Here is a 26,257-nt window from a genome sequence, read left to right on the forward strand (position 1 = left end):
CGACAGCAGTCCACGAACAAGGCCCCGCAGGCCAGTCACCGCACCCAACAACAACCCAGCCCGCCGCAGGCGCAACGGCCAGACGCCCCGCGGCGCAGCAGACAGCTACGTGCGAGGCGCCGCAAAGCGCAACGGCGAACAAGCCCCGCGGCGCCGCAGATGGCTACGTACGCGGCGCCGCAAAGCGCACAACGACGAGCAACCCCCACGGCGGGACAGCCAAGTACGTGGGGATCAATCCGACCGGTTCAGCTCAGCGTCGATGATCTTTGACCACTGTTGCACCACCCGCTCCCGGCGGGCCGAGTCGTCCGTCAGGAGGTTCGCGAGGCCCAGGCCGCGGGCCATGTCGAGCAGGCCCTGGACCGTTTCGCGGACGCCGGGGGCCGACTCGTCCGCGTCGAGCAGGGCCACCGCCGTACGGTGGGCCTCCCGGCCGACGCGGGCCTCCAGGGCGGTGACGCGCTCGCGGAGCTGTTCCTCGTCGGAGGCGGCCACCCACAGGTGCAGGGCCGCCCGGAACAGCGGTCCCGTGTAGAGGCCGACGAGTTCCTCGACGATGATCCCGGTACGGGCGATCGAGCCGGCCGGCGGCAGGTTGTGCGCCACCGCCTTCAGGGCGCCCTGCCGTTTCTCCGCGACGTGCTCGACGGCCGCGGTGAAGAGGTCCTCGCGGGTGCGGAAGTGGTGCTGGGCGGCGCCCCGGGAGACGCCCGCGCGCTCGGCGACCACGGACACCGTGCTGCCGCTCCAGCCGCGCTCGGCGAGGCAGGAGATCGCGGCCTCCAGCAGCTTGCGGCGGGTGGCGCGGCTGCGCTCCTGCTGCGGCTCCTTGCCGGTCTGCGGCCGAGCGCCAGGCTGCGGCCGGCCGCCCGGCTGCGGCCGGCCATCGGTTCGCGGCTCCGTGCCCGTCCGGCCGCCGCGGGCCGGGATCAGCGCGCCCATGCCGGGGCCCGTCGCTCCAGGAAGGCGGTCATGCCCTCGCGGGCCTCCGCGGAGCCGAAGAGGCGTGCGGACTCCTCCGCCAGCGCGTCGGTGTCGCGGTCGAAGGCGGCCAGGACCTCCGCGGTGACCAGCTTCTTCGACGCCGCGAGGCCCTGGGGAGAGCCCTTGCACAGGCCGTCCAGTACGGGGGCCAGGCCGGTGTCGACGTCGTCGGCGGTGAGCGTGACCAGCCCGATCCGGGCCGCCTCCGCCGGGCCGAACTTCTCGCCCGTCAGGTAGTAGCGGCCCGCGGCCCGTGCGTCGATGCGGGGCAGCAGCGGCAGCGAGATGACGGCCGGGGCGAGCCCGAGCCGGGCCTCGGTGAAGGCGAAGGTGGCCGCCGGGCCGGCCACCGCGATGTCGCACGCGCCGAGCAGCCCGAGGCCGCCGGCGCGGACGTGGCCGGTGATGCGGGCGACGACGGGCCGCGGCAGGGCCACGATCGCGCGCAGCAGGCGGGCGAGCTCCAGCGGCCCGTCCTTCGCCGCGCCCGACGTGGCCTCGGACAGGTCCGCGCCGGCGCAGAACGTCGTGCCCGTATGGGTCAGCACGACCGCTCGGGTGCCGTCGTCGGCCGCGGCGTCCGCGAGCGCCTGGTGCAGTTCGGCCACCAGCCGGGCGGACAGCGCGTTGCGATTGTGCGGCGAGTCCAGCGTGAGGGTGGTGATGCCGCGCTCGTGGGAGCGCGTCACCAGCGGGGTCACGGGTGCGTCGGTCATCGGGCGGTCGAACTCCTTTCCCCGGCGGGTGCAATGACGCCGCGGGACGGGATCTTTCCGGGGACTGTGCGGTGGAGCGGGGGCAGTGCGGTGGGGCGGGGACAGTGCAGTGGAGCGGGGACAGTGCAGTGGGGCGGGAACTGTGCGGTGGGACGGAATCTGTGCGGTGGGACGGAATCTGTGCGGTGGGGCGGGATCTGTGCGGTGGGACGGGGACTGTGCGGTGGGACGGAATCTGTGCGGTGGGGCGGGGACTGTGCGGTGGGGGCGGGGGCAGCGGGCCGGGTCGCTGTCGTCCGCCGCACCGCACAGGATCATTGCCGCTCAGTACGACTTGGGCAGCCCCAGGGTCTGGTGCGAGACGAAATTGAGGATCATCTCGCGGCTGACCGGGGCGATCCGGGCGACCCGGGCGGCGGTGATCAGGGAGGCCAGGCCGTACTCCTGGGTGAGGCCGTTGCCGCCGAGGGTGTGCACGGCCTGGTCGACGGCCCGCACGCAGGCCTCCCCCGCCGCGTACTTGGCCATGTTCGCGGCCTCGCCGGCGGCGAGATCGTCACCGGCGTCGTAGAGATGCGCGGCCTTCTGCATCATCAGCCGGGCCAGCTCCAGTTCGATGTGGGCCTGGGCGAGCGGGTGGGCGACGGCCTGGTGGGCGCCGATCGGCTCCTTCCACACCTGGCGGGTGCGGGCGTAGTCGACGGCCCGGTCGAGGGCGTAGCGGCCCATGCCGAGGGCGAACGCGGCGGTCATGATGCGTTCGGGGTTGAGCCCGGCGAAGAGCTGGAGGAGCCCCGCGTCCTCGTCGCCTACGAGGGCGTCGGCGGGGAGGCGTACGTCGTCCAGGGTCAGCTCGAACTGCTTCTCCGCGGCGGCCAGTTCCATCGGGATGTGGCTGCGGCCGAAGCCGGGGGCCTCGCGCGGCACGATGAACAGGCAGGGCTTGAGGCGGCCGCTGCGCGCGTCCTGGGTACGGCCGACGATCAGGGTGGCGTCCGCGATGTCCACGCCGGAGATGAACACCTTGCGGCCGTTGAGTATCCAGTCCCCGCCGTCCTTGCGGGCGGTGGTGGTGATCCGGTGCGAGTTGGAGCCCGCGTCGGGCTCGGTGATGCCGAACGCCATGGTCCGGGAGCCGTCGGCCAGACCCGGCAGCCAGGCGCGTTTCTGCTCCTCGGTGCCGAAGCGGGCGATCACGGTGCCGCAGATCGCGGGCGAGACCACCATCATGAGGAGCGGGGAGCCGGCCGCCCCCAGCTCCTCCAGCACGATGGAGAGTTCGGCGATGCCGCCGCCCCCGCCGCCGTACTCCTCAGGGAGGTTCACGCCGAGGTAGCCGAGCTTGGCCGCCTCGGTCCACAGCTCGTCGAGGTGGCCGCCGGCGCCGACGACGCGGGTCAGGTAGGCGCGGCCGTACCGCTTGCCGAGGGCCGCGACGGCGGCGCGCAGGGCCTGGTGCTCTTCGGTTTCGAGGACGGTGCTCATGCGGGCGTTCCCTCCTGTACGACGTCTGCGGGGTCCGCGACGTCCACGACGGCGAGCAGCGCGCCGACCTCGACCTGACGGCCGACGGCGGCGTGCAGGGCGGTGAGCGTTCCGGCGGCGGGAGACGAGATGCGGTGCTCCATCTTCATGGCCTCCAGCCAGATCAGGGGCTGTCCGGCGGTGACGGCGGCGCCTTCGGTGAGCCCTTCGGCGACGCGGACGACGGTGCCGGGCATGGGTGCGAGCAGGGAGCCGGGGGCGCGCTGCTCGCTGGGGTCGGTGAAGCGGGGCAGGGCGGTGAGGGCGACGTCGTTGACGTGGACGCGGTCGCCGTAGGTGTGGACGCTGAACTTCCTTTGCAGCCCGTCGACTTCGAGCACGACGCGGGTCGGTGTGGCGTGCACGACCCGCGCTCCGTCGGCTTCGAGTCCGTCGCGGGTGTGCCGGTAGCGGACCTCGTGCTCGGTGCCGTACGGCTCGGCGCGGTAACGCTTGCGCTGGGGCTGTGAGGGGACGTTGCGGAACCCGCCGAAGCGGGACGCCCCGACGGCCCCGGCCAAGGCGGCGGCGAGCGGCGCGTACGGGTCCTCGTCGGGGGTCGTCAGTTCGGCGAGGTGCCGGTCGTAGAAGCCGGTGTCCATGCGGGCGTCGGTGAACCCGGGGTGGCGCAGGGACCGTATGAGCAGGTCGCGGTTGGTGACCGGGCCGTGCACCTCGGCCCGTTCCAGCGCTCCGGCGAGCGCGCGGACGGCGGCGGCGCGGGTGGGCGCGTGCGCGACGACCTTGGCGAGCATGGCGTCGTAGTGCACGCCGATGGTGTCGCCGTCGGTGTATCCGGTGTCGAGGCGGACGGAGTCCGGTACGGCGAGCCGGTGCAGGGTGCCGGTCTGCGGCGCGAAGCCGGCGGCCGGGTCCTCGGCGTACAGGCGGGCCTCGACGGCGTGCCCGCGCGGTGTCGGGGGCGTGGCGTCCAGGGCTTCGCCCTCGGCGATCCGCAGCTGCCATGCGACGAGGTCGAGGCCGAACACCGCCTCGGTGACGGGGTGCTCGACCTGGAGGCGGGTGTTCATCTCCAGGAAGTGGGCGGTGGGTCCTCCGGCGCCGTCGGTGACGAGGAACTCGACGGTGCCCGCGCCGACGTACGCGGTGGCCCGCACGGCGCGCTCGGCCAGCTCGTGGAGTTCTTTCACGAGTTCGGGGGCGAGGCCCGGGGCCGGCGCCTCTTCGATCACCTTCTGGTGGCGGCGCTGCAGGGAGCAGTCGCGCGTGCCGAGCAGCCACACGGCCCCGTGCGCATCGGCGAGCACCTGTACCTCGACGTGCCGCCCGCCCTCGACGTACGGCTCGACGAACACCTCACCGTCCCCGAAGGCGGACCGCGCCTCGGCCCGGGCCGCCGCCAACTCGCCCTCCAGGGCGGTCAGTTCGCGGACGACCCGCATACCGCGCCCGCCCCCGCCCGCGGCGGCCTTCACCAGCACCGGCAGATCGGACGCGGTCACCTCCCCCAGCGGGGCGATGCCCATCAGCTCCTTGGCGCGGGTCTTGGACGCCATCGCCTCGATCGCCTCGGGCGGCGGCCCGATCCACACCAGTCCGGCGTCGGTGACGGCCCGCGCGAAGCCGGCGTTCTCGGAGAGGAACCCGTAGCCGGGGTGGACGGCGTCGGCGCCCGCGTCCAGGGCGGCCTGCACGACGAGGTCGGCGCGGAGGTAGGTCTCGGCGGGGGTGGCCCCCGGCAGTCGTACGGCGAGGTCGGCCGCGCGGACGTGCAGGGCGTCCGCGTCCGGGTCCGAGTGCACCGCGACGGTACGTATGCCCAGGTCACGGCAGGTGCGGAAGACACGGCAGGCGATCTCGCCGCGGTTGGCGACGAGGAGCGAACGGATCACGGGAACCTCACATCCGGAAGACGCCGAAGCCGCCGCGGGCGCCCTCGTACGGTGCGGTGTGGATCGCGGACAGGCAGATGCCGAGGACGGTGCGGGTGTCGCGCGGATCGATGACGCCGTCGTCGTAGAGCCGCCCGGACAGGAACATCGGCAGCGACTCCGCCTCGATCTGCTGCTCGACCATGGCGCGCAGCGCGGCGTCGGCCTCCTCGTCGTAGGCCTGCCCCTTCGCGGCGGCGGACTGCCGCGCGACGATCGAGAGGACACCGGCGAGCTGCTGCGGGCCCATGACGGCGGACTTGGCGCTGGGCCAGGCGAAGAGGAATCGGGGGTCGTAGGCGCGGCCGCACATGCCGTAGTGGCCGGCACCGTAGGAGGCGCCCATGAGGACGGAGAGGTGGGGGACGCGGCTGTTGCTGACCGCGTTGATCATCATCGCGCCGTGCTTGATGATGCCGCCCTGCTCGTACTCCTTGCCGACCATGTAGCCGGTGGTGTTGTGGAGGAAGAGCAGCGGGATGTCGCGCTGGTTGGCGAGCTGGATGAACTGGGCGGCCTTCTGGGACTCCGCGCTGAAGAGCACCCCCTGGGCGTTGGCGAGGATGCCGACGGGGTAGCCGTGCAGCGCCGCCCACCCGGTGACGAGGCTGCTCCCGTACAGCGGCTTGAACTCGTCGAAGTCGGAGGCGTCGACGAGGCGGGCGATGACCTCACGGGGGTCGAAGGGCACCTTCAGGTCGTCGGACACGATGCCGAGGAGTTCGTCGGGGTCGTACTTGGGTGGCTCGGCGAGCGGTGGATCGCCGTACGCCTTGCGGTGGTTGAGGCGGGCGACGACCCGGCGGGCCTGCCGGACGGCGTCCTCCTCGTCGACGGCGAAGTGGTCGGCGAGCCCGGAGGTGCGGGCGTGCATCCCGGCGCCGCCGAGGGACTCGTCGTCGCTCTCCTCGCCGGTGGCCATCTTCACCAGCGGCGGTCCGCCGAGGAAGACCTTGGCCTTCTCCTTCACCATGATCACGTGGTCGGACATGCCGGGGATGTACGCGCCGCCGGCGGTGGAGTTGCCGAAGACGACGGCGACGGTGGGGATCCCGGCGGCGGACAGCCGGGTGAGGTCGCGGAAGATGCCGCCGCCCGGGATGAAGATCTCCTTCTGCGACGGCAGGTCGGCGCCGCCGGACTCGACCAGCGAGATGCACGGCAGCCGGTTGGCGAACGCGATCTCGTTCGCCCGCAGCGCCTTCTTCAGGGACCACGGATTGCTGGCGCCGCCGCGTACGGTCGGGTCGTTGGCGGTGATCAGGCACTCGACGCCCTCGACGACCCCGATGCCGGTGACGAGCGAGGCACCGACGGCGTACTCGCTTCCCCAGGCGGCCAGCGGCGACAGTTCCAGGAACGGGGTGTCGGGGTCGAGGAGCAGCTCGATGCGCTCCCGGGCGAGCAACTTGTCGCGTTTCCGGTGGCGTTGGACGTACTTCTCACCGCCGCCCGCGAGCGCCTTGGCGTGTTCCGCCTCGACCTCGGCCAGTTTGGCGAGCATCGCGGTCCGCCGCTCGGCGTAACCGGGGCCGGCGGTGTCGAGCGCGGTTCCCAGTACGGTCACAACAGCTCCTCGGGTATGTCCAGGTGCCGGGCGCGCAGCCACTCCCCCAGGGCCTTGGCCTGCGGGTCGAACCGGGCCTGGGCCGCGGCGCCCTCGCCGAGCAGCCCGTCGACGGTGAAGTTGAGGGCCCGCAGCCGCGGCAGGACGTGGCGTGCCACGGGCAGTTCGGCGGTCTCGGGCAGGAGGTGGCGGAAGCGGTCGACGGTGAGGGTGTGGGCGAGCCAGCGCCAGGCCGCGTCGGTACGGGCCCAGACCCCGACGTTCGCCGCGCCGCCCTTGTCGCCGCTGCGGGCCCCGGCGACCAGCCCGAGCGGCGCCCGCCGGGTGGCGGTGACGGGCAGCGGGGCGGGCAGCGGCGGTTCGGGCACCGGTTCCGGCGCGGCCGACTCCTCGATCGGCGGGATCGCGACCCGCTCCCCGTCCGGGAGGACGGCCACCTGCCGCACCTCCGCCTGGGGCACCGCCGCCGCCTCGAAGACGCCGTAGGGGGCGCCCTTGCCGGGCGGCGCGGTCAGATGGAAACCGGGGTAACTGGCCAGCGCCAGCTCGACCGCGGCGCCGCTGACCACCCGCCCGACCGCCTCCTGGTCGGCGTCCCGCACCACCAGCCGCAGCAGCGCACCGGCCTCCTCCTGGACGTCCGCGTCGGCCCGGTCCGTACGGGCCAGCGTCCAGCGCACCTCGGCCGGCCGCCGGCCCGCCGCGTCGAAGGCCGCCGCCATCTGCGTCCGCACCAGTTCCGCCTTGGCCTCGACGTCCAGGCCGGTCAGCACGAAGGTGACCTCGTTGCGCCAGCCGCCGAGCCGGGTCAGGCCCACCTTGAGGTCCGGCGGCGGCGCCTCGCCGCGCACCCCCTCGATCCGCACCCGGTCCGGGCCGTCCTGGGTGAGCCGTACGGTGTCCAGCCGCGTGGTGACGTCCGGCCCCGGGTAGCGCGCACCGGCCGTCTCGTACAGCAGCTGGGCGGTGACCGTCCCGGTGTCGACCACCCCGCCGGTCCCCGGATGCTTGGTGATCACCGCGGAGCCGTCCGCGGCGATCTCCGCGAGCGGGAAACCGGGCCGCCGCACGTCATGCGCCGCGAAGAAGGAGTAGTTGCCGCCGGTCGCCTGCGCCCCGCACTCCAGCACATGCCCGGCCGCCACCGCCCCCGCCAGCCGGTCGAAGTCCGTCCGCGCCCAGCCGAAGTGCGCGGCGGCGGCCCCGCTGACCAGCGCGGCGTCCGTGACCCGCCCGGTGATCACCACATCGGCGCCGGCTCGCAGACAGGCCGCGATGCCCTCACCCCCCAGATAGGCGTTGGCGGTGAGCACCCCGTCGCCCCAGGACCGGCGGGCCGGCAGATCGTCGCCCTCCACATGCGCCACCCGCACCGGCACACCGGCCTTCGCCGCCAACCCCCGTACGGCGTCCGCGAGTCCGGCCGGATTGAGCCCACCGGCGTTGGTGACGATCCGCACGCCCCGCTCCACGGCGAGCCCGAGGGACGCCTCCAGCTGCCGCAGAAACGTCCTGGCATAGCCGCGGGACGGGTCCTTCAGCCGGTCCCGCCCCAGGATCAGCATGGTGAGCTCGGCGAGGTAGTCGCCGGTCAGGACGTCGAGCGGCCCGCCGGTCAGCATCTCCTCGAACGCACTGAACCGGTCGCCGTAGAAACCGGAGGCGTTGCCTATCCGCAGCGGCCCGCCCCCGCTCACGCGGTGGCTCCCCCGGCCCCGGGCGCCCGGCCCTTCCCCGGCGGGCCGGCGAACGCCTGGGCGATCCCCAGCCAGCGCTCCGCCTCCGCCCCCTCCGCGCGCACCGACGGCAGATCGTCGCGGTGCGCCCGCTGGGTCACCAGCAGGCAGAACTCCAGCGCGTCCGCGGTCACCCGCTGCCCGGCCCCGGCCGGCCCGTACGCCCAGACCGTACCGTCCGGCGCCCGCAGCTCGACCCTGAACTCCTCGTCCGGCGGAGTGAGTTGGTGCGCGGCGTAGGAGAAGTCCCGGGCGCGCACGCCGATCCGGGCGACGTGCCGCAGCCGCGCGGTGGGCAGCCGGGTGACGCCCAGCGCATCGGCGATGTCCTGCCCGTGCGCCCAGGTCTCCATCAGCCGTCCGGTCGCCATCGACAGGGCGCTCATCGGCGGCCCGAACCACGGCAGCTTCTCCCCCGCCGGCCGCTCGGCCAGCACCCGCAGCAGCTGCTCACGGCCGGCCCGCCAGTCGGCGAGCAGCTCGGCGGGCGGCACCGCGGCCCCCGCCCCGGCGGCCTCGTCGACGAAGGTCAGCGGTGAGGCGAGCGCCTCCCGCGCGGCCCGCACGAACCCCTCCGGGTCGGTCGCCGACCGCAACGCCTGCCGGTCCGTCCAGGTCAGATGCGCGATCTGATGGGCGATCGTCCACCCCTCGGCGGGCGTCGCCTCCGCCCACCGCCCGGCCGGCAGCCCGGCCACCAGCGCGTCCAGCTCCTCGCTCTCCGCCTGGAGGTCCGCCAATACGGCACCGGGGTCACGGTCGGACACGGGGCACTCCCCTCCTCGGCCCCAACTGCGTTCGCGGCAGGGGGCGTTGACTCATCGGGTGATGACTGGACGACGTGCGGTCCGAGCGTGCCAGCGCACCGGGAAACAATCAAGCACGCCTGCATGATTTCGGCCCACGTAATGACCACTCGATGCCTGCGCCCCTATACTCGCGCGGGTGCAGCCCACCTTCACGATCAGGCGCGCCACCGCAGCGGACGCGGCCCGCCTCACCGCCCTGGTCCGGTCGTCCGGCGCCTACCGGGGCAGGTACGCCCCGATCATCACCGGCTACCGGGTCACCGCCGACTACCTCGCCCGGCACGAGGTGTTCCTGGCCGCCGACGCCAACGACCGACTGCTGGGCTTCTACGCCCTCGTACTGGACCCACCGGAACTGGACCTGGCGTTCGTCGCCGACGAGGCACAGGGCCTGGGCATCGGCCGGCGCCTGCTGGCACACATGCTCCGGCGCGCCGCACAGGCCCGGCTGCCCGAGGTACGGGTGGTCTCCCACCCCCCTGCCGAGGACTTCTACCGACGCCTGGGCGCCCAGCGGGTGGGCACGGTCCCCCCGTCACCGCCGAAGATCACCTGGGAACGCCCGGAACTGCGGTTCGCGGTACCGCACTGAGCCCACGCCCGCAGCCGGCGCGACCTCGACCTGGTCGCCGCCACGGTGGGCCCGGCGGACGACCGCACCGACGAACGGCCGGCGGGGACAGGCTCGACGGGCTGAACCGGATCGGCGCGTGACGCCCCCGAGCGCCCCGGCCCCCGGGAAGAGCAGCACCGCCACCGACGACCCGAACTGCAGCGACACGACGCCACCGGTCGCCGGCGCCACCGACCCGATCCGCCCCGCGCGCCCCGCGCGCCCCGGCGGCGCCGGCACCCGCGGCTCCGGCCTCCGCCGCCAGCACCTCGGGCGAGGGCGACGGCAACGACGACCCGCACGGAACGGAAGGAACCGCGCCACACCGGACGCGGTCCCCGGACAGAGAAGCCGGCCGGTTCACCGCGCCGACGACCGCACCGCCCCCACACTCGCCACGACCACCAACCCGATCGCGACGATCTCCGGCCACCCCAGCGCCTGGCTCAGCACCAGGAACCCGGCGGTGGCCGCGGCGGCCGGTTCCAGGCTCATCATCACCGCGAAACCCGACGCCGGAAGCTTGCGCAGGGCAAGCAGCTCCAGCGTGTACGGCAGCACGGACGACATCAGCGCCACCGCGGTCCCCAGCCCCAACGTGACCGGATCGAGCAACGCACCGCCCGCACTGAACACCCCGAGCGGCAGACTGAGCAGCGCAGCCACGGTCATCGCCAGCGCCAGCCCGTCCGCCTGCGGGAAGCGCTGCCCCGTACGGGCGGAGAGCAGGATGTACGCGGCCCAGAGCCCGCCGGCGGCCAGCGCGAACCCCGCGCCGGCCAGGTTCAGCCCGTCGAACCCCTCCCGGCCCAGCAGCGCCACCCCGCCGAACGCCAGCGCCGCCCACACCAGACTGAGCAACCGCCGTGACGTGGCCACCGAAAGGATCAGCGGCCCGAGGAACTCCAGCGTGACCGCCGCCCCGAGCGGTATCCGGTCGATCGCCTGATAGAAGAGCGAGTTCATCCCCGCCAGGGCCACCCCGAACGCGAGCACCGTCCCCCAGTCGCCCCGCGAATAACCGCGCACCTTGGGACGGCAGGCGATCAGCAGCACCAACGAGGCGACGACCAGCCGCAGCGTGACGACCCCGAGAGCCCCGGCCCGCGGGAAGAGCAGCACCGCCACCGACGACCCGAACTGCAGCGACACGATGCCGCCGATCACCAGCGCCACCGACCCGATCCGCCCGCCCGCCCCGGCGGCGCCGGCACCCGCGGCCCCGGCCTCCGCCGTCAGCACCTCGGGCGAGGCCGGCACCGGCCGGAGAATCTCCGGCCCGGGCGCGCCCGGCCCGTGACCGTGCGCGCCACCCCCACCCTGCGCGTGATCGTGGAGGGAGGCGGCGGAAAGACGTCCCTCAGGACCCTCGGACGAAGCGTTCACATCCCCACGCTAAGGCCCGCCCATCCGCTCCGTGAAATGCCGCTCTTCCTCTTGTTATGCTCCGCGCGCATGAGCATCGAGCTGCGTCATTTCCGCTGCTTCCTCGCCATCGCGGACACCCTGAGCATCACCCGCGCCGCCGAACGCCTGCACCTGACCCAGCCGGCCGTCTCCCGGACGCTCCGCCAGCTCGAACAGGAACTGGGCCGCCGGCTCGTCGACCGCTCCACCCACCACCTCGCCCTCACCCCCGACGGCGCCTCCTTCCGCGACCAGGCGGCCATCGCCGTCACCGCCTTCGACCGCGCCCTGCGCCTCGGCCGGCACACCGCCTGGCCCCTCCGCCTGGGCCACGCCTGGTCCGCCGCCGGCACGGACACCACCGCCCTGCTCCGCCGCTGGCACCAGGTCCACCCCGACACCCCGCTCGAACTCCTCCGCATCGACGACCGCACGGCCGGCCTCACCCGCGGCGACGTGGACGCGGCCCTCCTCCGCGGCGAGGTCCACACCCCCGGCCTGCTCACCGCCCAGCTCACCACCGAACCCCGCGTCGCCGGCCTCCCCGCCGACGACCCGCTGGCCCACCGCCCCGCCCTCTCCCTCAGCGACCTCGCCACCCGCACCATCGCCCTCAACACCGTCTCCGGCACCACCACCCTCGACCTGTGGCCCGCAACGGCCCGCCCCACCTCCACCCTCCCCATCGCCAACCAGGACGACTGGTTCGCCGCCCTCACCGCCGGCCGCGCCGTGGGCGTCACCACCACCGCCACCGCCGACATGTACCCGCACCCCACCATCGCCTACATCCCCCTCACCGACGCCCCACCCGTCCCCGTCCTCCTCGCCTGGCGCGACGCCCCGGGCCACCCCCGCATCCCCGACCTGATCCAACTGGCACGGGAGGTGATGGGACAGCCCGAGGAGGGGGGCAGGGGGGCGTGAGACGGGGCCGGCGGCCGGGGAACTGCGACATGCGGAACGTCTCGTGTGGGGAGACTCAGGCCCGGAACTCACCGCGTTTGACGGCCCCGATGAACGCCGACCAGCCGTCCGCGGGGAAGAACAGTGCCGGACCCTGCGGGGCCTTGCTGTCGCGCACGGGGACGAGACCGGGGTAGCCGTCGGCAACCTCGATGCACTCAGCCCCTTCGCCGTTGCTGTGACTGGACTTACGCCAGCCGCTCAGAGCAGACGCGTCAGGAATTGTGTTCATCTCCGTACTCTCTCAGGTAGCTTCGAATCAGGTCGAGACTTCGGCTTTCCGGCAGAGCCTTGGAACGCGCAACGTCAAACCTCTGCGTGAGCTCGATAACCCTCTCCGGTGACTCTACGGACTCGCCCGAAGCAAAGCTTTCTACATATCCGAAGGTTGACCCGTTCTGCACGGTGTACAGACTCAAACTGCCGCCGAGCAAGGGATGTTCCCCCTCCGAGAAGGGGAGGACCTGAACCGAGATGCGAGGCGAATCAGCCGCATCCAATACATGATGAAGCTGACCTCTCATGCACACTGCACCCCCGATTGGGCGCTTTAAGGCCGCTTCATCCATGATTGCCCAGTAAAATGGCGCTTGGGCTCTGCTGAATACGCGCTTTCGGTGCATTCGCGCTGCGACCCGTTCGTTTATCCGTTCCTGGGATTCACCGGGAAGCGAAGCGCGCATCAGGGCGTGCGCATACTCCTCCGTCTGCAGGAGTCCAGGAACCAGACTGCTTCCGAACACCTGGATGCGGGCCGCCTTGGCCTCACCCGCTACGACCGCCCGCCCATAGTCCGGAATCGACGCATCCTGCGCCAGCGAGAGCAACTCGACAAAGAGTCCGGCCGTCGCAAAATGCGTGTCCAGATCCTCAGCGAGCGCCTCGGAGGGAAGCTGTTCCCCACGCTCGACCCGGCTGATGTACGTGTGCGGATAGCCGACCTTGTCGGCCAGGCCCCGCTGGGAGAGGTCCGCAGTCTCCCGCAGGTGTCGTAGGCGCCGCCCCAGCACCTTACGCGGAGTGGGCCTGCCGTCGTCCTCGTTGTTCAGCTCCATTGCACGAACACACCTTCAACTTGCTGTCCACTGGGGGACTTTGGTGACACGCACAGCGTGCACCGAGCGTGCTCGATCGGCAATGCTGAGTAACGAGAACCCCCGCGGTCGCGGCAACGACCCGGGGGCATGGTCATCAATCCTGTGGAGGTCGACGACGTGTATCACGCTACCGCGAAGCTGTTCGGTCCACTGCTGAGGCGGCTGTTCCCGCCCTCGGGACGCCGTAGGGCCGACGCCGTCGCGCCCCTGCCCCCGCCCCTCGTCGCGTACGAGCAGCAATATGGCCTGGAGGCGGTGGCATGAGCGAGCGATCTGCGGGCCCGGCGCGGCTGTTGCCGTGGACGAGTCCGAACGGGAATCCCTGCTACCTCGTCGGTGACGGCACCGGATTCGTGTCCCGCTTGGCCGACGACGTCGAGAGCGTCCAGTTGGGCATGGCGGACGACATCCTCGATTACGCCGAGAACATGCTCGCCGACCGTACGACCAGTACCCAGGAGGTGCGTTTCCTCGCCCGTGGGTTGGCCGATGCCCTGCGGGCTGTCCGGCGGATCGCGGACAGCCGTGAAGAACGGCCGGCCGCCGACTAGTACCGGGCGGTCGTCCCGGTCGTCCTGGTCGTCCTGGTCGCCGACGGGGTGGGTGGCGGGCTGCGCCGACCGCAGCCGCCGCCTCCCAAGCGGGATGCACCCCGCCAGGCCGTACGACTGCGCGGCCTGTCGTACGCCGGTCGGCCCCCACAGCCGGGCGCCGGTCAGTCCGAGCTGAACTTCTTCACCAGCGCCCAGATCACGACGATGACGCCGATGCCCAGGATGAGCCACTCCCACCAGTCGAAGACGCCGTCGCCGCCGCCTCCGTAGGTGCCGGTGTGGTGGTAGTGGTGGGAATGGTGGGAGCCACGTGCCAGTAGCTCGTAGGTGAGGTCCCCCGTAATCGGCTTCATGGGGCGGAGGTTAGGGGGAGGGGAACAGGGGCGCCACGGTGGCACGGGTTCTGTGACCGGGTGAAATACGGGCCGGTGGCGTGCGAACCCGTAGGGGCTCAGGCGGGGAAGCGGTGGGCGATCCGGCGCCAGGTGAGTTCCAGGAGGGCCGAGGCCACGAGGGCGATGCCGACGGCCGCCCACGGCATCGTCGTGCCGACCAGGCGGAGGTCGAAGAAGGACTGCAGCCAGGGCGTGGCGAGGACGACGAGGAAGGCCACGGCCATGGTGAGGACGAGGACGACCCGCCACCAGGTGTAGGGGCGGGCGATGATCGCCAGGACCCACAGGGCCGTGAGGAAGAGGGTCAGGGTCGCGGCGCTGGTTTCGGCGGCGAGGGAGCCGGGGCCGGTGTAGTAGACGCGCGCCAGGAGGTAGGTGGCGAAGGCGGCCAGACCGGTGATGAGGCCGGAGGGGATCGCGTAGCGCATGACCCGGCGGACGAAGTGCGGGCGGGCACGTTCCTTGTTGGGGGCGAGGGCCAGGAAGAAGGCCGGCACGCCGATCGTCAGCGTGGAGAGCAGGGTGAGGTGGCGGGGCAGGTACGGATAGGGGATCTGGCAGCAGGCCACCAGGATCGCGAGCAGGACCGAGTAGACGGTCTTGGTGAGGAAGAGGGTTGCGACACGGGTGATGTTGCCGATGACGCGGCGGCCCTCGGCGACCACCGAAGGGAGGGTCGCGAAACTGTTGTTGAGCAGGACGATCTGGGCCACCGCGCGGGTGGCCTCGGAACCGGAGCCCATGGAGACGCCGATGTCGGCGTCCTTGAGGGCGAGCACGTCGTTCACGCCGTCGCCGGTCATCGCGACGGCATGGCCGCGGGACTGCAGAGCGCCGACCATGTCGCGCTTCTGCCGCGGGGTGACCCGGCCGAAGACCGTACCCTCATCGAGCGCGGCACCCAACGCGTCCCGCCCGGCCTGGAGTTGGGGAAGTTCACGGGCGTCCACGGGAGCGTCGGCACCCGGCAGCCCCAGTTTGCCGGCGACCGCACCGACCGAGACCGCGTTGTCGCCGGAGATGACCTTGGCGTGGACCCGCTGCTCGGCGAAGTAACGCAGGGTGTCGGGCGCGTCGGGACGCAGCCGCTGTTCCAGAACGACCAGAGCAGCGGGCCGGACATCCCGGGCGACCTCGGGGTCGTCCAGCTCACGGGTGGCGCGGGCGAGGAGGAGAACGCGGAGCCCCTGGGCGTTGAGTTCGTCGGCCTCGGTGAGGGTGGGGTCCCCCGTCGGCAGGAGGACATCGGGAGCACCCAACAACCAGGTGCTGGACTCGCCGTACGGGTCACTGAAGGACGCGCCACTGTATTTCCGCGCGGAGGAAAACGGGAGCGACCGGGTACACCGCCAGGACCCGTCCGCGGGGTAGGCATCGATGACCGCCTGGAGGGAGGCGTTGGGGCGAGGGTCGGCACCGCCCAGGGCACCGAGAACCTGACGGATGTAGGGGTCGCTGGGGCGGGGGGTGGGGTTGTGGGGGCGGGGGTCGGGGTTGTGGGGGCGGGGGTTGGGGTTGTGGGGGGTGGGGGTGTTGGTGGGGGGCTTGTCGGTGGAGCCCTCCACTACGTAGGACCCGTCGGCGTCATCGGCGCCGTCGGCGTCATCGGTGTCATCGGTGTCATCGGTGTCATCGGTGCCGTGGGTGCGGTCGGTGCCCTCGATGTCGCCGGTGCCATTGGCGTCATCCGTTCCATTGAGGATGCGCAGCTCACAGACGTCCATGCCGCCCTCGGTGAGCGTGCCGGTCTTGTCCAGGCAGACCACGTCGACGCGGGCCAGGCCCTCGATGGCGGGGAGTTCCTGGACGAGGCACTGTTTGCGGCCGAGGCGGATGACACCGATGGCGAAGGCAACGGACGTGAGCAGCACCAGCCCCTCGGGGATCATCGGGACGATACCGGCGACCATCCGGCGGATCGCGGCGTCGCCGGGCAGCCCGAGGGTGAGCAGATGGCTGAGGATCAGGCCGAGCGCGGTCGGGATCATCATCCACGTCACGTACTTGAGGATCCGGCTGATGCCGGTGCGCAGTTCGGAGTGGACCAGGGTGAAGCGGCTGGCCTCCTCCGCGAGCTGGGCGGCGTACGCCTGGCGGCCGACCCTGGTCGCGGTGAAAGCGCCGCCACCGGCCACGACGAAGCTGCCGGACATCACCGGGTCCCCGGGCTTCTTCACGACCGGGTCGGCCTCGCCGGTGAGCAGCGATTCGTCGATCTCCAGCCCGTCGGTCTCCACCACCTCGCCGTCGACCACGGCCTTGTCACCGGGACCGAGCTCGATGACGTCGTCGAGGACGACCTCGGCGGTGGGGATACGGGATGCGGTGCCGTCCCGGCGGACGGTCGGCTGCGCCTCGCCGATCACCGCCAGCTTGTCGAGCGTCCTCTTGGCGCGCAGCTCCTGGACGATGCCGATGCCGGTGTTGGCCACGATCACAAAGCCGAACAGTCCGTCCTGGATCGGTCCGACGACGAGAATGATCGCGAAGAGCACGCCGATGATCGCATTGAACCGCGTGAAGATATTGGCGCGGACAATCTCAACGGCCGAACGCGAGGACCGCACGGGAACGTCATTGACCTCCCCTCGGGCAACACGTTCGGCAACCTCGGCGGGAGTGAGGCCAGGGGCCGGCTCGACTGGCTCGGCCGGCTCGACTGGCTCGGCCGGTTCGGCTGGTCCAACTGGCTCGGCCGGTTTCAAGTCCGCCGGCTCGCGGTCGGCGGGTTCTCGCTTGGCCAGCTCCCGCTCGCCCCGTTCCTGTTCGCCCCGTTCCCGCCCGCCCGGTTCACCGTCGCCCGGCTCACCGTCGGTCGGTTTCCGGCCACCCCGCTCCCCGCTGCCGCTCGGCACGGGGTGCTCGGTTCCGGTTCGGGCCCGCTCCGTCATGCCCTCGACGTTACGGGCGAAATACCGGAATTACCCGTCGACCGGACGCCCGACGGAAGGGAACGGAAGAGAGAAGAGAAAAAGCAGAAAGGTGAAGGTGAAGAGGGAAGAGGGACAGGCGCCTCGAACGATCAGTGCGCGTCCGTCGTGGTCGCCGCCCGCTTGGCCGCGGCATCGCGCTTGATGGCGGCGTCCCGCTTACGGACGTACCAGATGCCCAGCAGACCGAGCCCGCCGCCGGCCAGGCACGTCCACACCCACCACGCGTGGCCGCGGTCGGCGAACCAGCCGTAGAAGGGGAGCTGGCCGAGGAAGAGCACGAACCAGATGATGGTGCCGCCGGTGATCGTGCCGACGACGGGGCCCTCGAGAGGCGCCGGAGCCTCGCGCAGTTCGGACTTCTTCCACATGGTGCTCAGCTTACGGGGGCCGGTCGGACGACCCTCCACCAGAGTTGCCGTTGAGTGCACCCCTTGCCCACCAAGGGTCTACGCGCGGAGATAGCGATCACCGCATTGTTTATTCATACTGAACCTTTCTGGATCTGACCGTTTTGAATCGTCGATTCATCCAATCTGATCCGGATAGTGATGTTCCTGTACGTGTTCCCGGGCCCTCGGGCCCCTGTGCCTGCCCAGGCCCGTCCGACTGAGGTCCCGCATGTCCCCCTCGGCCACCACGCCGGTCGACACCCTTGAGAACCCGGCCCCGCAGCCCCCGAAGAACGGTTTCGACAGGTTCTTCAAGATCTCCGAGCGGGGGTCCACGGTCGGCCGTGAACTCCGCGGTGGGCTCGCCACGTTCTTCGCGATGGCCTACATCATCGTGCTGAACCCGATCATCCTTGGCTCCGGAGTCGACAAGTTCGGCCACCATCTCGACAACGGCCAGCTGGTCACCGCCACCGCCCTGATGGCCGGCCTGAGCACCGTCCTGATGGGCGTGATGGGCAACGTCCCGATCGCCATCGCCGCCGGCCTCGGCATCAACGCCGTGGTCTCCCTCCAGCTCGCCCCCAAGATGAGCTGGCCGGACGCGATGGGCATGGTGGTGCTCGCCGGCCTGGTGCTGATGATCCTGGTCGCCTCCGGCCTGCGGCAGCGGGTGATGGACGCGATCCCCAACGGCCTGCGGCGCGCCATCGCGATCGGCATCGGCCTGTTCATCTCGCTGATCGGCCTGGTGGACTCCGGCTTCGTCAGCCGCAACCCGGACGCCGCGCACACCACCGTTCCGATGGGGCTGGGCCAGGGCGGTCAGCTCAAGGGCTGGCCGGTACTGGTCTTCGTCATCGGCCTGGCCCTGATGTTCGTGCTGGTGGTACGGAAGACCAAGGGCGCGATCCTGATCGGGATGGTGACCATGGCCGTCGTCGCGATCGTCGTCAACGCGGTCACCAACACCCCGGACGCAGCCTGGGGTCTGGCGGTCCCGAACGTCCCGGACAAGATCATCGGCGCCCCGGACTTCGGCCTGATCGGCCACATCAGCCTCTTCGGCGGCTTCAAGGAAGTCGGCGTGCTCACCGGCTGCCTGTTCGTCTTCACCGTGCTGCTCTCCGGCTTCTTCGACGCGATGGGCACCATCATCGGCGTCGGCGAGGAGGCCGGGCTGACCGACGAGAACGGCAACCTGCCGGGCATGGGCCGGATCCTGATGGTCGACGGCATCGCGGTCGCCGGTGGCGGCTTCGGCTCCGCCTCCGCCAACACCTGCTTCGTGGAGTCCACGGCCGGCGTCGGCGAGGGGGCCCGGACCGGGCTGGCGAACCTGATGACCGGTGGCCTCTTCCTGCTGGCACTGATCTTCACGCCGCTGGCGACGGTGGTGCCCTCGCAGGCCGCCACCCCCGCGCTCCTCGTCGTCGGCTTCCTGATCATGGCCGCCAACGTGCGGGACATCGACTGGGGCGACTTCACCGTCGGCATCCCCGCGTTCCTGACGATCATCTCGATGCCGTTCACCTACAGCATCACCAACGGCATCGGCATCGGCGTGCTCGCCTTCATCCTGCTGCGCACGGCCACCGGGCGCTTCAAGCAGATCCCGTGGCTGCTGGACGTTGTCGGCCTCTGCTTCCTGGTGTACTTCCTGCTGCACCCGATCGAGCTGGCGCTCGGCGTCAAGTAGCCGGCCGGCGCCGCCTCCCCCGCCGCCTGCCTCCTTGCCGCCTGCCCCCTTCCTCTACGGCAACGAACGCGGAGAGTTATTAGTTCCACGGAGAGTAACTGGCTCTCGCCTGAGGGTAGCGGAGAGTGAAGGGTTTGGGTAGCCGTTCCCGTTCCGAGGGGGCGGCCACTCCAGGCGCTCAGGCAGCGGCTGTCCCAGGCGCTCGGGCAGCGACCACTAGACGCTCAGACAGTGGGCTCCTGGGCCGTCAGGTGACCGTTCCCCACACGCCGAGGCGTTCGGTCTCGTCGACCGAGGATTTGAAGCGTTCGTCGAAGTCTTCGCGGATGAGCGTCCGGACGACATAGTCCTGGACGCTCATTCCGCGTTTTGTGGCGTGCTGCCGAATGCGCTCCAGCAGCTCCCCGTCCACGCGCAGGCTGAGCACTTGCGATCCCATACGGACACGGTCCCGCCCCTGAGCGGTCAGGTGTGTCACTTTCCGCCGCGTCCTCACTCATATGGGTGATCCGCGGCGAGCGGCGCCATCACGCTTTCCTTAGAGAGGGTAATGAGTTATGCTAAAGACCATGCCGGAACTGTCCCACTCCCAGCCGGAAGGCGGGGAGGGCTCCCCAGAGGACGCGGCCGCGGTCAATGCTCTGCGGTCCGCCGTGATGCGCCTGTCCCGCCGTCTGAAGCACCAGCGGGTGGACGAATCGCTGACGCCCACCGAGATGTCGGTGCTCGGGATGCTGGCCCGGTGCGGTCACGCCACCCCCGGCGAGCTGGCTCGCAAGGAGCATGTGCAGCCGCCGTCGATGACCCGCATCGTGGCCATGCTGGAGGCCAAGGGACTGGTCCGGCTGGAGCCCCACCCCGACGACCGACGCCAGAAGGTCGTCACCCAGACCGAAGAGGCCGAGGCGATGCTGGAGGAGAGCCGCCGCCGGCGCAACTCCTGGCTCGCCGAGCTGGCCTCCGGGCTGGACGAGGACGAGTGGGCCAAGATCCGGGCCGCCGCGCCCGTACTGGAGAAGCTGGCACAGCTGTAGAGAACACGAGGCCGAGGAGGCGAACCCACTTTGAGTACGGGATCCGGAGCACACTCCGCCCCCGCACCGAACTCCTACGACGACACCGTTCACGACGACACGGTTCAAGGCCATCCGGTTCACGGTCAGACCGCTGACGGCGACGCGGTCCACGGCCACACCCCGGTTCACGGCGACGCGGTCCACGGCCACACGGTTCGCGACGGCACGGTTCGCGACGGCACGGTTCACGGTCACACCGTCCACGGCCACACGATTCACGGTGACGCGGTTCAGGGTGACGCGGCCCCGGTTACCGGGGAGCCGGTCGCCTCCGCACCCGTCGACGCGGCCGCACCCACCGAGGGCGCCGCGTCCCCCGCCGACGCGGCCACACCTGAGGCGACCAGGGACGACGCGGCCGCGGCCGAGACCGCCAGGGCCACCACCTCGGGCATCCGGGCTCGTGGCGGGCCGCCTGTTGCGGAGCACTCTGCCTCGGGCGCCGCCGGCCCCCCTGATGCTCGTACTGGCGCTCGTACTGATGCTGGTACTGCCGCTGGTGCGCGGATAGCCAACGGCCCCGCTGCCGCACCGCGTAAGGGCACGTTCAGCTCGCTCCGGATCCGCAACTACCGCCTGTTCGCCACCGGGCAGATGGTGTCCAACACCGGTACCTGGATGCAGCGCATCGCCCAGGACTGGCTGGTGCTCAGCCTCACCGGCTCCTCCGCCGCGGTCGGTATCACCACCGCGCTGCAGTTCCTGCCGATGCTGCTGTTCGGCCTCTACGGCGGGGTGATCGCCGACCGCTTCGCCAAGCGCAAGCTGCTGCTGCTCACCCAGTCCGCGATGGGCTTCACCGGGCTCGCCCTCGCCGCGCTCACGCTCACCGGACACGTCCAGGTGTGGCACGTCTACCTGGTCGCCTTCCTGCTCGGCCTGGTCACCGTCGTCGACAACCCGGCCCGCCAGGCGTTCGTCTCCGAGATGGTCGGCCAGGACGAGCTGCGTAACGCCGTCAGCCTCAACTCCGCCAACTTCCAGTCCGCGCGCCTGATCGGCCCGGCCGTCGCCGGTGTCCTGATCACCGCCTTCGGCAGCGGCTGGGCCTTCCTCCTCAACGGTCTGTCCTTCGTGGCACCGGTCGCCGGTCTGCTGATGATGCGGACCGCCGAACTCCACAAGGTCGACCGCGTTCCGCGCCGCAAGGGCCAGCTGCGCGAGGGCCTGCGCTATGTGTCCGGCCGCCCGGATCTGGTCTGGCCCATCGTCCTGGTCGGGTTCATCGGCACCTTCGGCTTCAACTTCCCGATCTGGCTGACCGCGTTCGTCTACCACGTCTTCCACCAGGGCGCCGGTACGTACGCCCTGTTCAACGGTCTGATGGCGGCCGGCTCGCTGATCGGCGCGCTGCTCTCGGCCCGACGGGGCAGCTCGCGGCTGCGGCTGCTGGTGGGGGCGGCGCTGCTCTTCGGCCTCCTGGAGGTCACCGCCGCGCTCGCGCCGTCCTTCTGGGTCTTCGCGGCGCTGCTCACCCCGATAGGCATGGTCGGCCTGACGATCAACGTCACCGCCAACTCCAGTGTCCAGATGGCCACCGATCCGCTGATGCGGGGCCGTGTGATGAGCCTGTTCATGATGGTCTTCATGGGCGGCACACCGCTGGGCGCCCCGATCGTCGGCTGGGTCACCGACGCCTTCGGCGCCCGGATCGGCTTCCTGGCCGGCGGCCTGATCTCCATGGCGGCCGCGGCCCTCATCGGCCTGATCCTCGCCCGGGTCGGCGGCTTCCGCCTCAAGATCGACCTACGTCCCGGCCACCCACACGTCAGGTTCGTCCCCCGAGCCCCCGACAGCACACGGTCCGAGGAGCAGGAACTGGCTCCGGCGGCGTAGGGGCGGTGTAGAGGGCGGCGAAGACGACGGTGCAGCGGGCGGCGGAGTACGGGGGGGCCGGCCGGGTTGCCCCCGACCTGGTCTCCCCGCCCTCAGGGCGTGATGCGGCGTTGGTCGTCGCTGTTTTGGCGGAGGCGGTCGGTGTGGCGGGTGAGGTCATCGATGCGGGCGGCGAGTTGGGGGTGGCGGTGCTGGAGGTGGGGGCGGGTGGCGGTGAGCGGGGCGACGAGCTGGGCGGCGTCGTCGTCGCCGAGGGCCTGGCCGAGCTCTTCGAGGGGCGTGCGGGCCGCGGTGGGCAGGTCGGTCAGGGCGGTGATCTGGCCGGCGAGGCGGCGCAGGTCGGCGGCGTGGTGGCGGGCCCAGGTGGTGACGCTGCGGTCGGCGGCGCGGCGGTCGCGGGTGGCCTTGACGCGTTGCTCACCGGTGGTGCCGGCTGCGCCGGGGCGCAGCCGTAGATAGCGGCGTTCGGCGGCCTGGCGGCTGGCCACCCCGAGCGGGCCGGCCAGGTCGGCCCAGCTGGCGCCGGCCTCCCGGGCGGTCTCGATCAGCCCCGTCTCCCACGTCGCGAGCCGCTCACGCACCTCCCGCAACAACAGCAGCGAGGCCAGCGCCTGCTCCACGCGGCTGCCCTCCACGGCCGACGATGCGTCCGCCAGCACCGACGTATGGGCAGACCCGCCGGCCGTACCTCCGGAGGGTGCGGCGACCGGGCCGGCGGTGCGTACGTCGGCCAAGCCGGCGGTGGGTACGTCGGCCGGACTGTCGGTGGATGCGGCAGTCGGGCCGTCAGTGGGTGCGTCAGCCGGGCCGGCGGTGGGTACGTCGGCCGGACTGTCGGTGGATGCGGCAGTCGGGCCGTCAGTGGGTGCGTCAGCCGGGCCGGCGGTGGGTGCGTGAGCGGGAGTGCCGGTCTCCTGTGTACGGGCGTCGCGCAGGGCCTCGTCGATCGTGCGGAGGGCAGCCGTGGCGGCGAGGAGGGACGCGGGTGCGGCGCTCTGGGGGTGTTCGTCTGCGGGCACGGGCCTCTCCTTCGTGACACGTCGACGTCAGGACGTGGGACACCAAGAGGTCCATACCTACCTCAAGAGAGGGCCTCAAGGTGCCGGGTCCGTCAGATGTCAACTCACCGATGACGTTCCACTTGTCATCCATCCGATGACAATGCTACAACAGAAGACAGGTGAAGCGCATTGGCCGGCATCAGAGCCTGATCCCCCCTGGAGGTGTTTCACGATGTTGATGCGCACCGACCCGTTCCGTGAGCTCGACCGCCTCACCCAGCAGCTGCTGGGCACGTCCGGCACCTGGTCGCGGCCGTCCACGATGCCGATGGACGCCTACCGCGAGGGCGACGAATATGTGATCGCTCTCGACCTGCCGGGTGTCTCGCCGGACGCGATCGACATCGACGTCGAGCGGAACATGCTGACGGTCAAGGCCGAGCGCCGGCCGGTCACCAAGGCCGGCGATGTACAGATGGAGCTCTCCGAGCGGCCGCTGGGCGTCTTCTCCCGGCAGTTGATGCTGGCCGACACCCTCGACACCGAGCGCATCCACGCCGACTACGACGCGGGTGTGCTGACCCTGCGGATCCCGATCGCGGAGCGCGCCAAGCCCCGCAAGATCACCATCGGCGGGGACGCGTCCCGCAAGGAGATCAGCGGCTGAGCCGTGCCGGACTGCTGGGAACGGTCCGCGGGAAGGCGGCGGCGAAGGGGCAGGCCCTGGCACCTTTCGGCCCGCGGCCGGGCCCCTTCCCGGACGCGGGCCGGGCCCCTTCCGGGACGCGAGCCGGGACCCGTTCGGGACGCGGCCGGGAGCCTTCCAGGACCCGGCCGGACGGCGCCCGGCTGCGCCACACTGACCGCATGAGACTCTTCGCCGCCGTCCTGCCGCCCGCCGCCGTGCTCGACGAACTCGCCGCCGAGGTGGCGCTGCTGAAGAAGCTTCCCGCGGCCGAGCGTTTGCGCTGGAGCGCGCGGGACGGCTGGCACTTCACCCTCGCCTTCTACGGCGAGGTGCCCGACGACACCACGCCCGAGCTGCAGGAACGGCTGGCCCGGGCGGCCCACCGCCGGGATCCGTACGAGCTGCGGATCGCCGGCGGTGGCCGTTTCGCGGACCGGGTGGTGTGGGCCGGCGCGGACGGCGACCGGCCGGCCATGCGCAAGCTGGCCGACTCGGCGGCGGCCGCGGGCCGGCGGGCGGGCCTCGACGTGGACGAGCACCGCCCCTACACCCCGCACCTCACCCTCGCCCGGAACCGCGTCGGCCACCTGAAACTCGCCCCGTACGCGGCCGCCCTCAAGGAATTCAGCGGCCGCTCCTGGACGGTCGGGAGGCTCTCGCTCATGCGCAGCCATCCGCCGGCCCCCGGCACGGCCGGAGCGCAGTCCCACTACGAAGAGATCGCCTCTTGGCCGCTCGGCGAGTGAGGCAGGCGAACGGTCCGGCCCGGTGAAATGTTCGGGTCCACCCCGGTTACGCTCAGAGGGTGGACCCGAAAACCCGTAACCGCGTCATGTCCGGCCTGCTCGCCGTGCTGCTCATCGTCGTGATCGTGGCGGCAGCCCTGCGCTGAGCCTCGCCCGGCCGCGGCGTATGCGGCGTACGCGGCGCATGTGTCGCATGCGGCCTACGGTTCGCGGATCAGGATGCGCGGGTCAGGAGACGCGGTCAGCATGCGCCGGTCAGGAGACGCGGGGCAGGATGTGCGGATCACGTCCACAGACACGGGTCGCGAACGAACCGGAGTTCACCAGGCGAACGCCTCCGGGGACGGCCCGGGGCCGGGGAAGATCTCGTCCAGCGAGGCGAGCAGCTCGTCCGGCAGCTCCAGTTCGACGGCGCGCAGCGCGGAGGCGAGCTGGGCGGAGGTGCGCGGGCCGACGATCGGGCCGGTGACGCCGGGCCGGGTCAGCAGCCAGGCCAGGGCGACCTCGCCGGGCTCCAGGCCGTACTTGTCGAGCAGGTCCTCGTAGGCCTGGATCTTCGCGCGGATCGTGGCGTCGGCGAGCGAATCGGCCGAGCGGCCGGAGACGGACCGGGCGCCGCCGCCCTCGCGTTCCTTGCGGAGCGCGCCGCCCAGCAGCCCGCCGTGCAGCGGGGACCAGGGGATGACGCCCAGGCCGTAGCCCTGCGCGGCCGGGATGACCTCCATCTCGGCGCGCCGCTCGTAGAGGTTGTAGAGGCACTGTTCGCTGACGAGCCCGTAGGAACCGCGGCGCGCGGCCGTCTCGTTGGCGCGGGCGATGTGCCAGCCGGCGTGGTTGGAGGAGCCGGCGTAGAGGATCTTGCCCTGCTGGACCAGGACGTCGATGGCCTGCCAGATCTCGTCCCAGGGCGTGTCCCGGTCGACGTGGTGGAACTGGTAGACGTCGATGTACTCGGTGCCCAGCCGCTTGAGGCTGGCGTCCACCGCACGCCGTATGTTGACGGCGGAAAGCTTGTCGTGGTTGGGCCAGGCCGCCTCGCCGTCCGGCGCCATGTTCCCGTAGACCTTGGTGGCCAGCACGGTCTTGTCGCGCCGGCCGCCGCCCTTGGCGAACCACGAGCCGATGATTTCCTCGGTGCGGCCCTTGTTGTCGCCCCAGCCGTAGACGTTGGCGGTGTCGAAGAAGTTGACGCCCGCGTTGAGCGCCGCGTCCATGATCGTGTGGCTGCCGGCCTCGTCCGTCTGCGGGCCGAAGTTCATCGTCCCGAGGACGAGTCGGCTGACCTTGAGTCCGGTGCGTCCGAGCTGCGTGTACTTCATGGTCGTTCAGCCAAGCGGTTCAAGTGCACTCTAGGCAAGGGGCGTTGCGCGTTGCAGCGCCTCCCACGTACCTGGCCGTCCCGCCGCGGTGGTTTCTCGCCGCTGCGCGCATTGCGGCGCCCCGCACGTACCCGTCTTTCCCGCCGCGGGGCTTCTCGCCGTTGCGCGCTTTGCGGCGCCCCCGCACGTACCCGTCCTTCCCGCCGCGGGTGGTCTCGCCGTTGCGCCTGCGGCGGGCGGGTGGTGTTTCGGGTGCGGTGACGGGCCTCCGGGGCCGGTTGTGTGGACTGCTGACGCTTTACGTCCA

24 protein-coding genes are annotated in these 26,257 nt (G+C 71.4%); 8 read left to right on the forward strand and 16 right to left on the reverse strand.

Annotation, left to right across the window (positions count from 1 at the left end):
* Nucleotides 1–234: 234 nt before the first annotated feature.
* The 7 genes from AB0E02_RS36980 to AB0E02_RS37010 form a co-directional block, all read right to left on the reverse strand.
* Entirely contained in the window at nt 235–945 is a 711-nt protein-coding gene (locus tag AB0E02_RS36980; protein WP_362148383.1) for a TetR/AcrR family transcriptional regulator, read from the reverse strand.
* Complete coding sequence (locus AB0E02_RS36985; protein WP_362148386.1) at nt 933–1,703, reverse strand: enoyl-CoA hydratase family protein; 771 nt, start codon at nt 1,701–1,703, stop codon at nt 933–935. Before AB0E02_RS36985 ends, AB0E02_RS36980 begins: the two co-directional genes overlap by 13 nt.
* A 324-nt stretch (nt 1,704–2,027) precedes the next feature.
* The gene (locus AB0E02_RS36990) at nt 2,028–3,188 is read right to left on the reverse strand and encodes an acyl-CoA dehydrogenase family protein (protein ID WP_362148389.1); all 1,161 of its coding nucleotides are present in this window, start codon (nt 3,186–3,188) and stop codon (nt 2,028–2,030) included.
* Nucleotides 3,185–5,080 (reverse strand): biotin carboxylase N-terminal domain-containing protein, encoded by a 1,896-nt coding sequence (locus tag AB0E02_RS36995; RefSeq protein WP_362148392.1) that lies wholly within the window; start codon nt 5,078–5,080, stop codon nt 3,185–3,187. The genes AB0E02_RS36990 and AB0E02_RS36995 overlap by 4 nt, the downstream gene beginning before the upstream one ends.
* A 7-nt stretch (nt 5,081–5,087) precedes the next feature.
* Entirely contained in the window at nt 5,088–6,686 is a 1,599-nt protein-coding gene (locus AB0E02_RS37000) for a carboxyl transferase domain-containing protein (protein WP_362148395.1), read from the reverse strand.
* Nucleotides 6,683–8,383, reverse strand: a complete 1,701-nt coding sequence (locus tag AB0E02_RS37005; RefSeq protein WP_362148397.1) for an acyclic terpene utilization AtuA family protein — start codon at nt 8,381–8,383, stop codon at nt 6,683–6,685. The genes AB0E02_RS37000 and AB0E02_RS37005 overlap by 4 nt, the downstream gene beginning before the upstream one ends.
* Nucleotides 8,380–9,189 (reverse strand): TIGR03084 family metal-binding protein, encoded by an 810-nt coding sequence (locus tag AB0E02_RS37010; protein WP_362148400.1) that lies wholly within the window; start codon nt 9,187–9,189, stop codon nt 8,380–8,382. Before AB0E02_RS37010 ends, AB0E02_RS37005 begins: the two co-directional genes overlap by 4 nt.
* A gap of 178 nt (nt 9,190–9,367) precedes the next feature.
* Here AB0E02_RS37010 and AB0E02_RS37015 point away from each other — a divergent pair, with 178 nt between their 5' ends.
* A complete protein-coding gene (locus AB0E02_RS37015) occupies nt 9,368–9,823 on the forward strand; it encodes a GNAT family N-acetyltransferase (RefSeq protein ID WP_362148403.1) in 456 nt (151 codons plus the stop codon).
* A gap of 381 nt (nt 9,824–10,204) precedes the next feature.
* Here AB0E02_RS37015 and AB0E02_RS37020 read toward each other — a convergent pair whose 3' ends face one another.
* The gene (locus AB0E02_RS37020) at nt 10,205–11,083 is read right to left on the reverse strand and encodes an EamA family transporter (RefSeq protein ID WP_362148438.1); all 879 of its coding nucleotides are present in this window, start codon (nt 11,081–11,083) and stop codon (nt 10,205–10,207) included.
* A 216-nt stretch (nt 11,084–11,299) separates the two neighbouring features.
* On the opposite strand from AB0E02_RS37020, the gene AB0E02_RS37025 reads away from it, so the two are divergent.
* A complete protein-coding gene (locus AB0E02_RS37025) occupies nt 11,300–12,178 on the forward strand; it encodes a LysR family transcriptional regulator (protein WP_362148406.1) in 879 nt (292 codons plus the stop codon).
* A gap of 55 nt (nt 12,179–12,233) precedes the next feature.
* Here AB0E02_RS37025 and AB0E02_RS37030 read toward each other — a convergent pair whose 3' ends face one another.
* Together AB0E02_RS37030 and AB0E02_RS37035 are read right to left on the reverse strand one after the other, a co-directional pair.
* A complete protein-coding gene (locus AB0E02_RS37030) occupies nt 12,234–12,449 on the reverse strand; it encodes a DUF397 domain-containing protein (protein WP_362148409.1) in 216 nt (71 codons plus the stop codon).
* Nucleotides 12,433–13,272, reverse strand: coding sequence for a helix-turn-helix transcriptional regulator (locus tag AB0E02_RS37035; RefSeq protein WP_362148412.1), 840 nt, complete (start codon nt 13,270–13,272; stop codon nt 12,433–12,435). Before AB0E02_RS37035 ends, AB0E02_RS37030 begins: the two co-directional genes overlap by 17 nt.
* Before the next feature lie 302 nt (nt 13,273–13,574).
* Here AB0E02_RS37035 and AB0E02_RS37040 point away from each other — a divergent pair, with 302 nt between their 5' ends.
* Complete coding sequence (locus AB0E02_RS37040) at nt 13,575–13,865, forward strand: hypothetical protein (protein ID WP_362148415.1); 291 nt, start codon at nt 13,575–13,577, stop codon at nt 13,863–13,865.
* A 164-nt stretch (nt 13,866–14,029) separates the two neighbouring features.
* Here AB0E02_RS37040 and AB0E02_RS37045 read toward each other — a convergent pair whose 3' ends face one another.
* The 3 genes from AB0E02_RS37045 to AB0E02_RS37055 all read right to left on the reverse strand — a co-directional run bounded on the left by AB0E02_RS37045 (nt 14,030) and on the right by AB0E02_RS37055 (nt 17,564).
* A complete protein-coding gene (locus AB0E02_RS37045; protein WP_310729074.1) occupies nt 14,030–14,221 on the reverse strand; it encodes a hypothetical protein in 192 nt (63 codons plus the stop codon).
* Between the two features lie 98 nt (nt 14,222–14,319).
* On the reverse strand, nt 14,320–16,968 hold the full coding sequence (locus AB0E02_RS37050) for a cation-translocating P-type ATPase (RefSeq protein ID WP_362148441.1): 2,649 nt from the start codon (nt 16,966–16,968) through the stop codon (nt 14,320–14,322).
* A gap of 317 nt (nt 16,969–17,285) precedes the next feature.
* Nucleotides 17,286–17,564 carry a DUF2530 domain-containing protein gene (locus AB0E02_RS37055; protein WP_201806804.1) on the reverse strand — a complete coding sequence of 93 codons (279 nt, stop codon included), beginning with the start codon at nt 17,562–17,564 and terminating at the stop codon, nt 17,286–17,288.
* Nucleotides 17,565–17,814: 250 nt separating this feature from the next.
* On the opposite strand from AB0E02_RS37055, the gene AB0E02_RS37060 reads away from it, so the two are divergent.
* A complete protein-coding gene (locus AB0E02_RS37060; protein WP_362148420.1) occupies nt 17,815–19,284 on the forward strand; it encodes an NCS2 family permease in 1,470 nt (489 codons plus the stop codon).
* Between the two features lie 247 nt (nt 19,285–19,531).
* On the opposite strand, the gene AB0E02_RS37065 is transcribed toward AB0E02_RS37060, so the two are convergent.
* Nucleotides 19,532–19,723: a hypothetical protein gene (locus AB0E02_RS37065; RefSeq protein WP_362148423.1), complete on the reverse strand. Its 192-nt coding sequence runs from the start codon at nt 19,721–19,723 to the stop codon at nt 19,532–19,534.
* A gap of 130 nt (nt 19,724–19,853) precedes the next feature.
* Between AB0E02_RS37065 and AB0E02_RS37070 the strand changes: the two genes are divergently transcribed.
* Nucleotides 19,854–20,318 (forward strand): MarR family transcriptional regulator, encoded by a 465-nt coding sequence (locus AB0E02_RS37070; RefSeq protein ID WP_362148426.1) that lies wholly within the window; start codon nt 19,854–19,856, stop codon nt 20,316–20,318.
* Between the two features lie 549 nt (nt 20,319–20,867).
* Nucleotides 20,868–22,196, forward strand: a complete 1,329-nt coding sequence (locus AB0E02_RS37075) for an MFS transporter (protein WP_362148444.1) — start codon at nt 20,868–20,870, stop codon at nt 22,194–22,196.
* Nucleotides 22,197–22,288: 92 nt separating this feature from the next.
* On the opposite strand, the gene AB0E02_RS37080 is transcribed toward AB0E02_RS37075, so the two are convergent.
* The gene (locus AB0E02_RS37080; RefSeq protein WP_362148447.1) at nt 22,289–22,930 is read right to left on the reverse strand and encodes a type III effector protein; all 642 of its coding nucleotides are present in this window, start codon (nt 22,928–22,930) and stop codon (nt 22,289–22,291) included.
* Between the two features lie 499 nt (nt 22,931–23,429).
* On the opposite strand from AB0E02_RS37080, the gene AB0E02_RS37085 reads away from it, so the two are divergent.
* Complete coding sequence (locus tag AB0E02_RS37085; RefSeq protein ID WP_362148429.1) at nt 23,430–23,864, forward strand: Hsp20/alpha crystallin family protein; 435 nt, start codon at nt 23,430–23,432, stop codon at nt 23,862–23,864.
* Nucleotides 23,865–24,064: 200 nt separating this feature from the next.
* Nucleotides 24,065–24,631 (forward strand): RNA 2',3'-cyclic phosphodiesterase, encoded by a 567-nt coding sequence (gene thpR, locus AB0E02_RS37090; RefSeq protein WP_362148432.1) that lies wholly within the window; start codon nt 24,065–24,067, stop codon nt 24,629–24,631.
* 320 nt (nt 24,632–24,951) lie between these two features.
* On the opposite strand, the gene AB0E02_RS37095 is transcribed toward thpR, so the two are convergent.
* Nucleotides 24,952–25,950, reverse strand: a complete 999-nt coding sequence (locus tag AB0E02_RS37095) for an aldo/keto reductase (protein WP_362148435.1) — start codon at nt 25,948–25,950, stop codon at nt 24,952–24,954.
* Nucleotides 25,951–26,257 lie beyond the last annotated feature (307 nt).

The sequence above is a fragment of the Streptomyces sp. NPDC048196 genome (assembly GCF_040652715.1).
GTDB classification, from domain to species: Bacteria; Actinomycetota; Actinomycetes; order Streptomycetales; family Streptomycetaceae; genus Streptomyces; species Streptomyces siderophoricus.

What these genes read in the sequence shown, in the direction of transcription:
- AB0E02_RS36980 (WP_362148383.1), bottom strand. Translation starts at nt 945, where the DNA reads ATGGGCGCGCTGATCCCGGCCCGCGGCGGCCGGACGGGCACGGAGCCG.
- AB0E02_RS36985 (WP_362148386.1), bottom strand. Translation starts at nt 1,703, where the DNA reads ATGACCGACGCACCCGTGACCCCGCTGGTGACGCGCTCCCACGAGCGC.
- AB0E02_RS36990 (WP_362148389.1), bottom strand. Translation starts at nt 3,188, where the DNA reads ATGAGCACCGTCCTCGAAACCGAAGAGCACCAGGCCCTGCGCGCCGCC.
- AB0E02_RS37025 (WP_362148406.1), top strand. Translation starts at nt 11,300, where the DNA reads ATGAGCATCGAGCTGCGTCATTTCCGCTGCTTCCTCGCCATCGCGGAC.
- AB0E02_RS37030 (WP_362148409.1), bottom strand. Translation starts at nt 12,449, where the DNA reads ATGAACACAATTCCTGACGCGTCTGCTCTGAGCGGCTGGCGTAAGTCC.
- AB0E02_RS37035 (WP_362148412.1), bottom strand. Translation starts at nt 13,272, where the DNA reads ATGGAGCTGAACAACGAGGACGACGGCAGGCCCACTCCGCGTAAGGTG.
- AB0E02_RS37040 (WP_362148415.1), top strand. Translation starts at nt 13,575, where the DNA reads ATGAGCGAGCGATCTGCGGGCCCGGCGCGGCTGTTGCCGTGGACGAGT.
- AB0E02_RS37045 (WP_310729074.1), bottom strand. Translation starts at nt 14,221, where the DNA reads ATGAAGCCGATTACGGGGGACCTCACCTACGAGCTACTGGCACGTGGC.
- AB0E02_RS37055 (WP_201806804.1), bottom strand. Translation starts at nt 17,564, where the DNA reads ATGTGGAAGAAGTCCGAACTGCGCGAGGCTCCGGCGCCTCTCGAGGGC.
- AB0E02_RS37060 (WP_362148420.1), top strand. Translation starts at nt 17,815, where the DNA reads ATGTCCCCCTCGGCCACCACGCCGGTCGACACCCTTGAGAACCCGGCC.
- AB0E02_RS37065 (WP_362148423.1), bottom strand. Translation starts at nt 19,723, where the DNA reads ATGGGATCGCAAGTGCTCAGCCTGCGCGTGGACGGGGAGCTGCTGGAG.
- AB0E02_RS37070 (WP_362148426.1), top strand. Translation starts at nt 19,854, where the DNA reads ATGCCGGAACTGTCCCACTCCCAGCCGGAAGGCGGGGAGGGCTCCCCA.
- AB0E02_RS37085 (WP_362148429.1), top strand. Translation starts at nt 23,430, where the DNA reads ATGTTGATGCGCACCGACCCGTTCCGTGAGCTCGACCGCCTCACCCAG.
- thpR (WP_362148432.1), top strand. Translation starts at nt 24,065, where the DNA reads ATGAGACTCTTCGCCGCCGTCCTGCCGCCCGCCGCCGTGCTCGACGAA.
- AB0E02_RS37095 (WP_362148435.1), bottom strand. Translation starts at nt 25,950, where the DNA reads ATGAAGTACACGCAGCTCGGACGCACCGGACTCAAGGTCAGCCGACTC.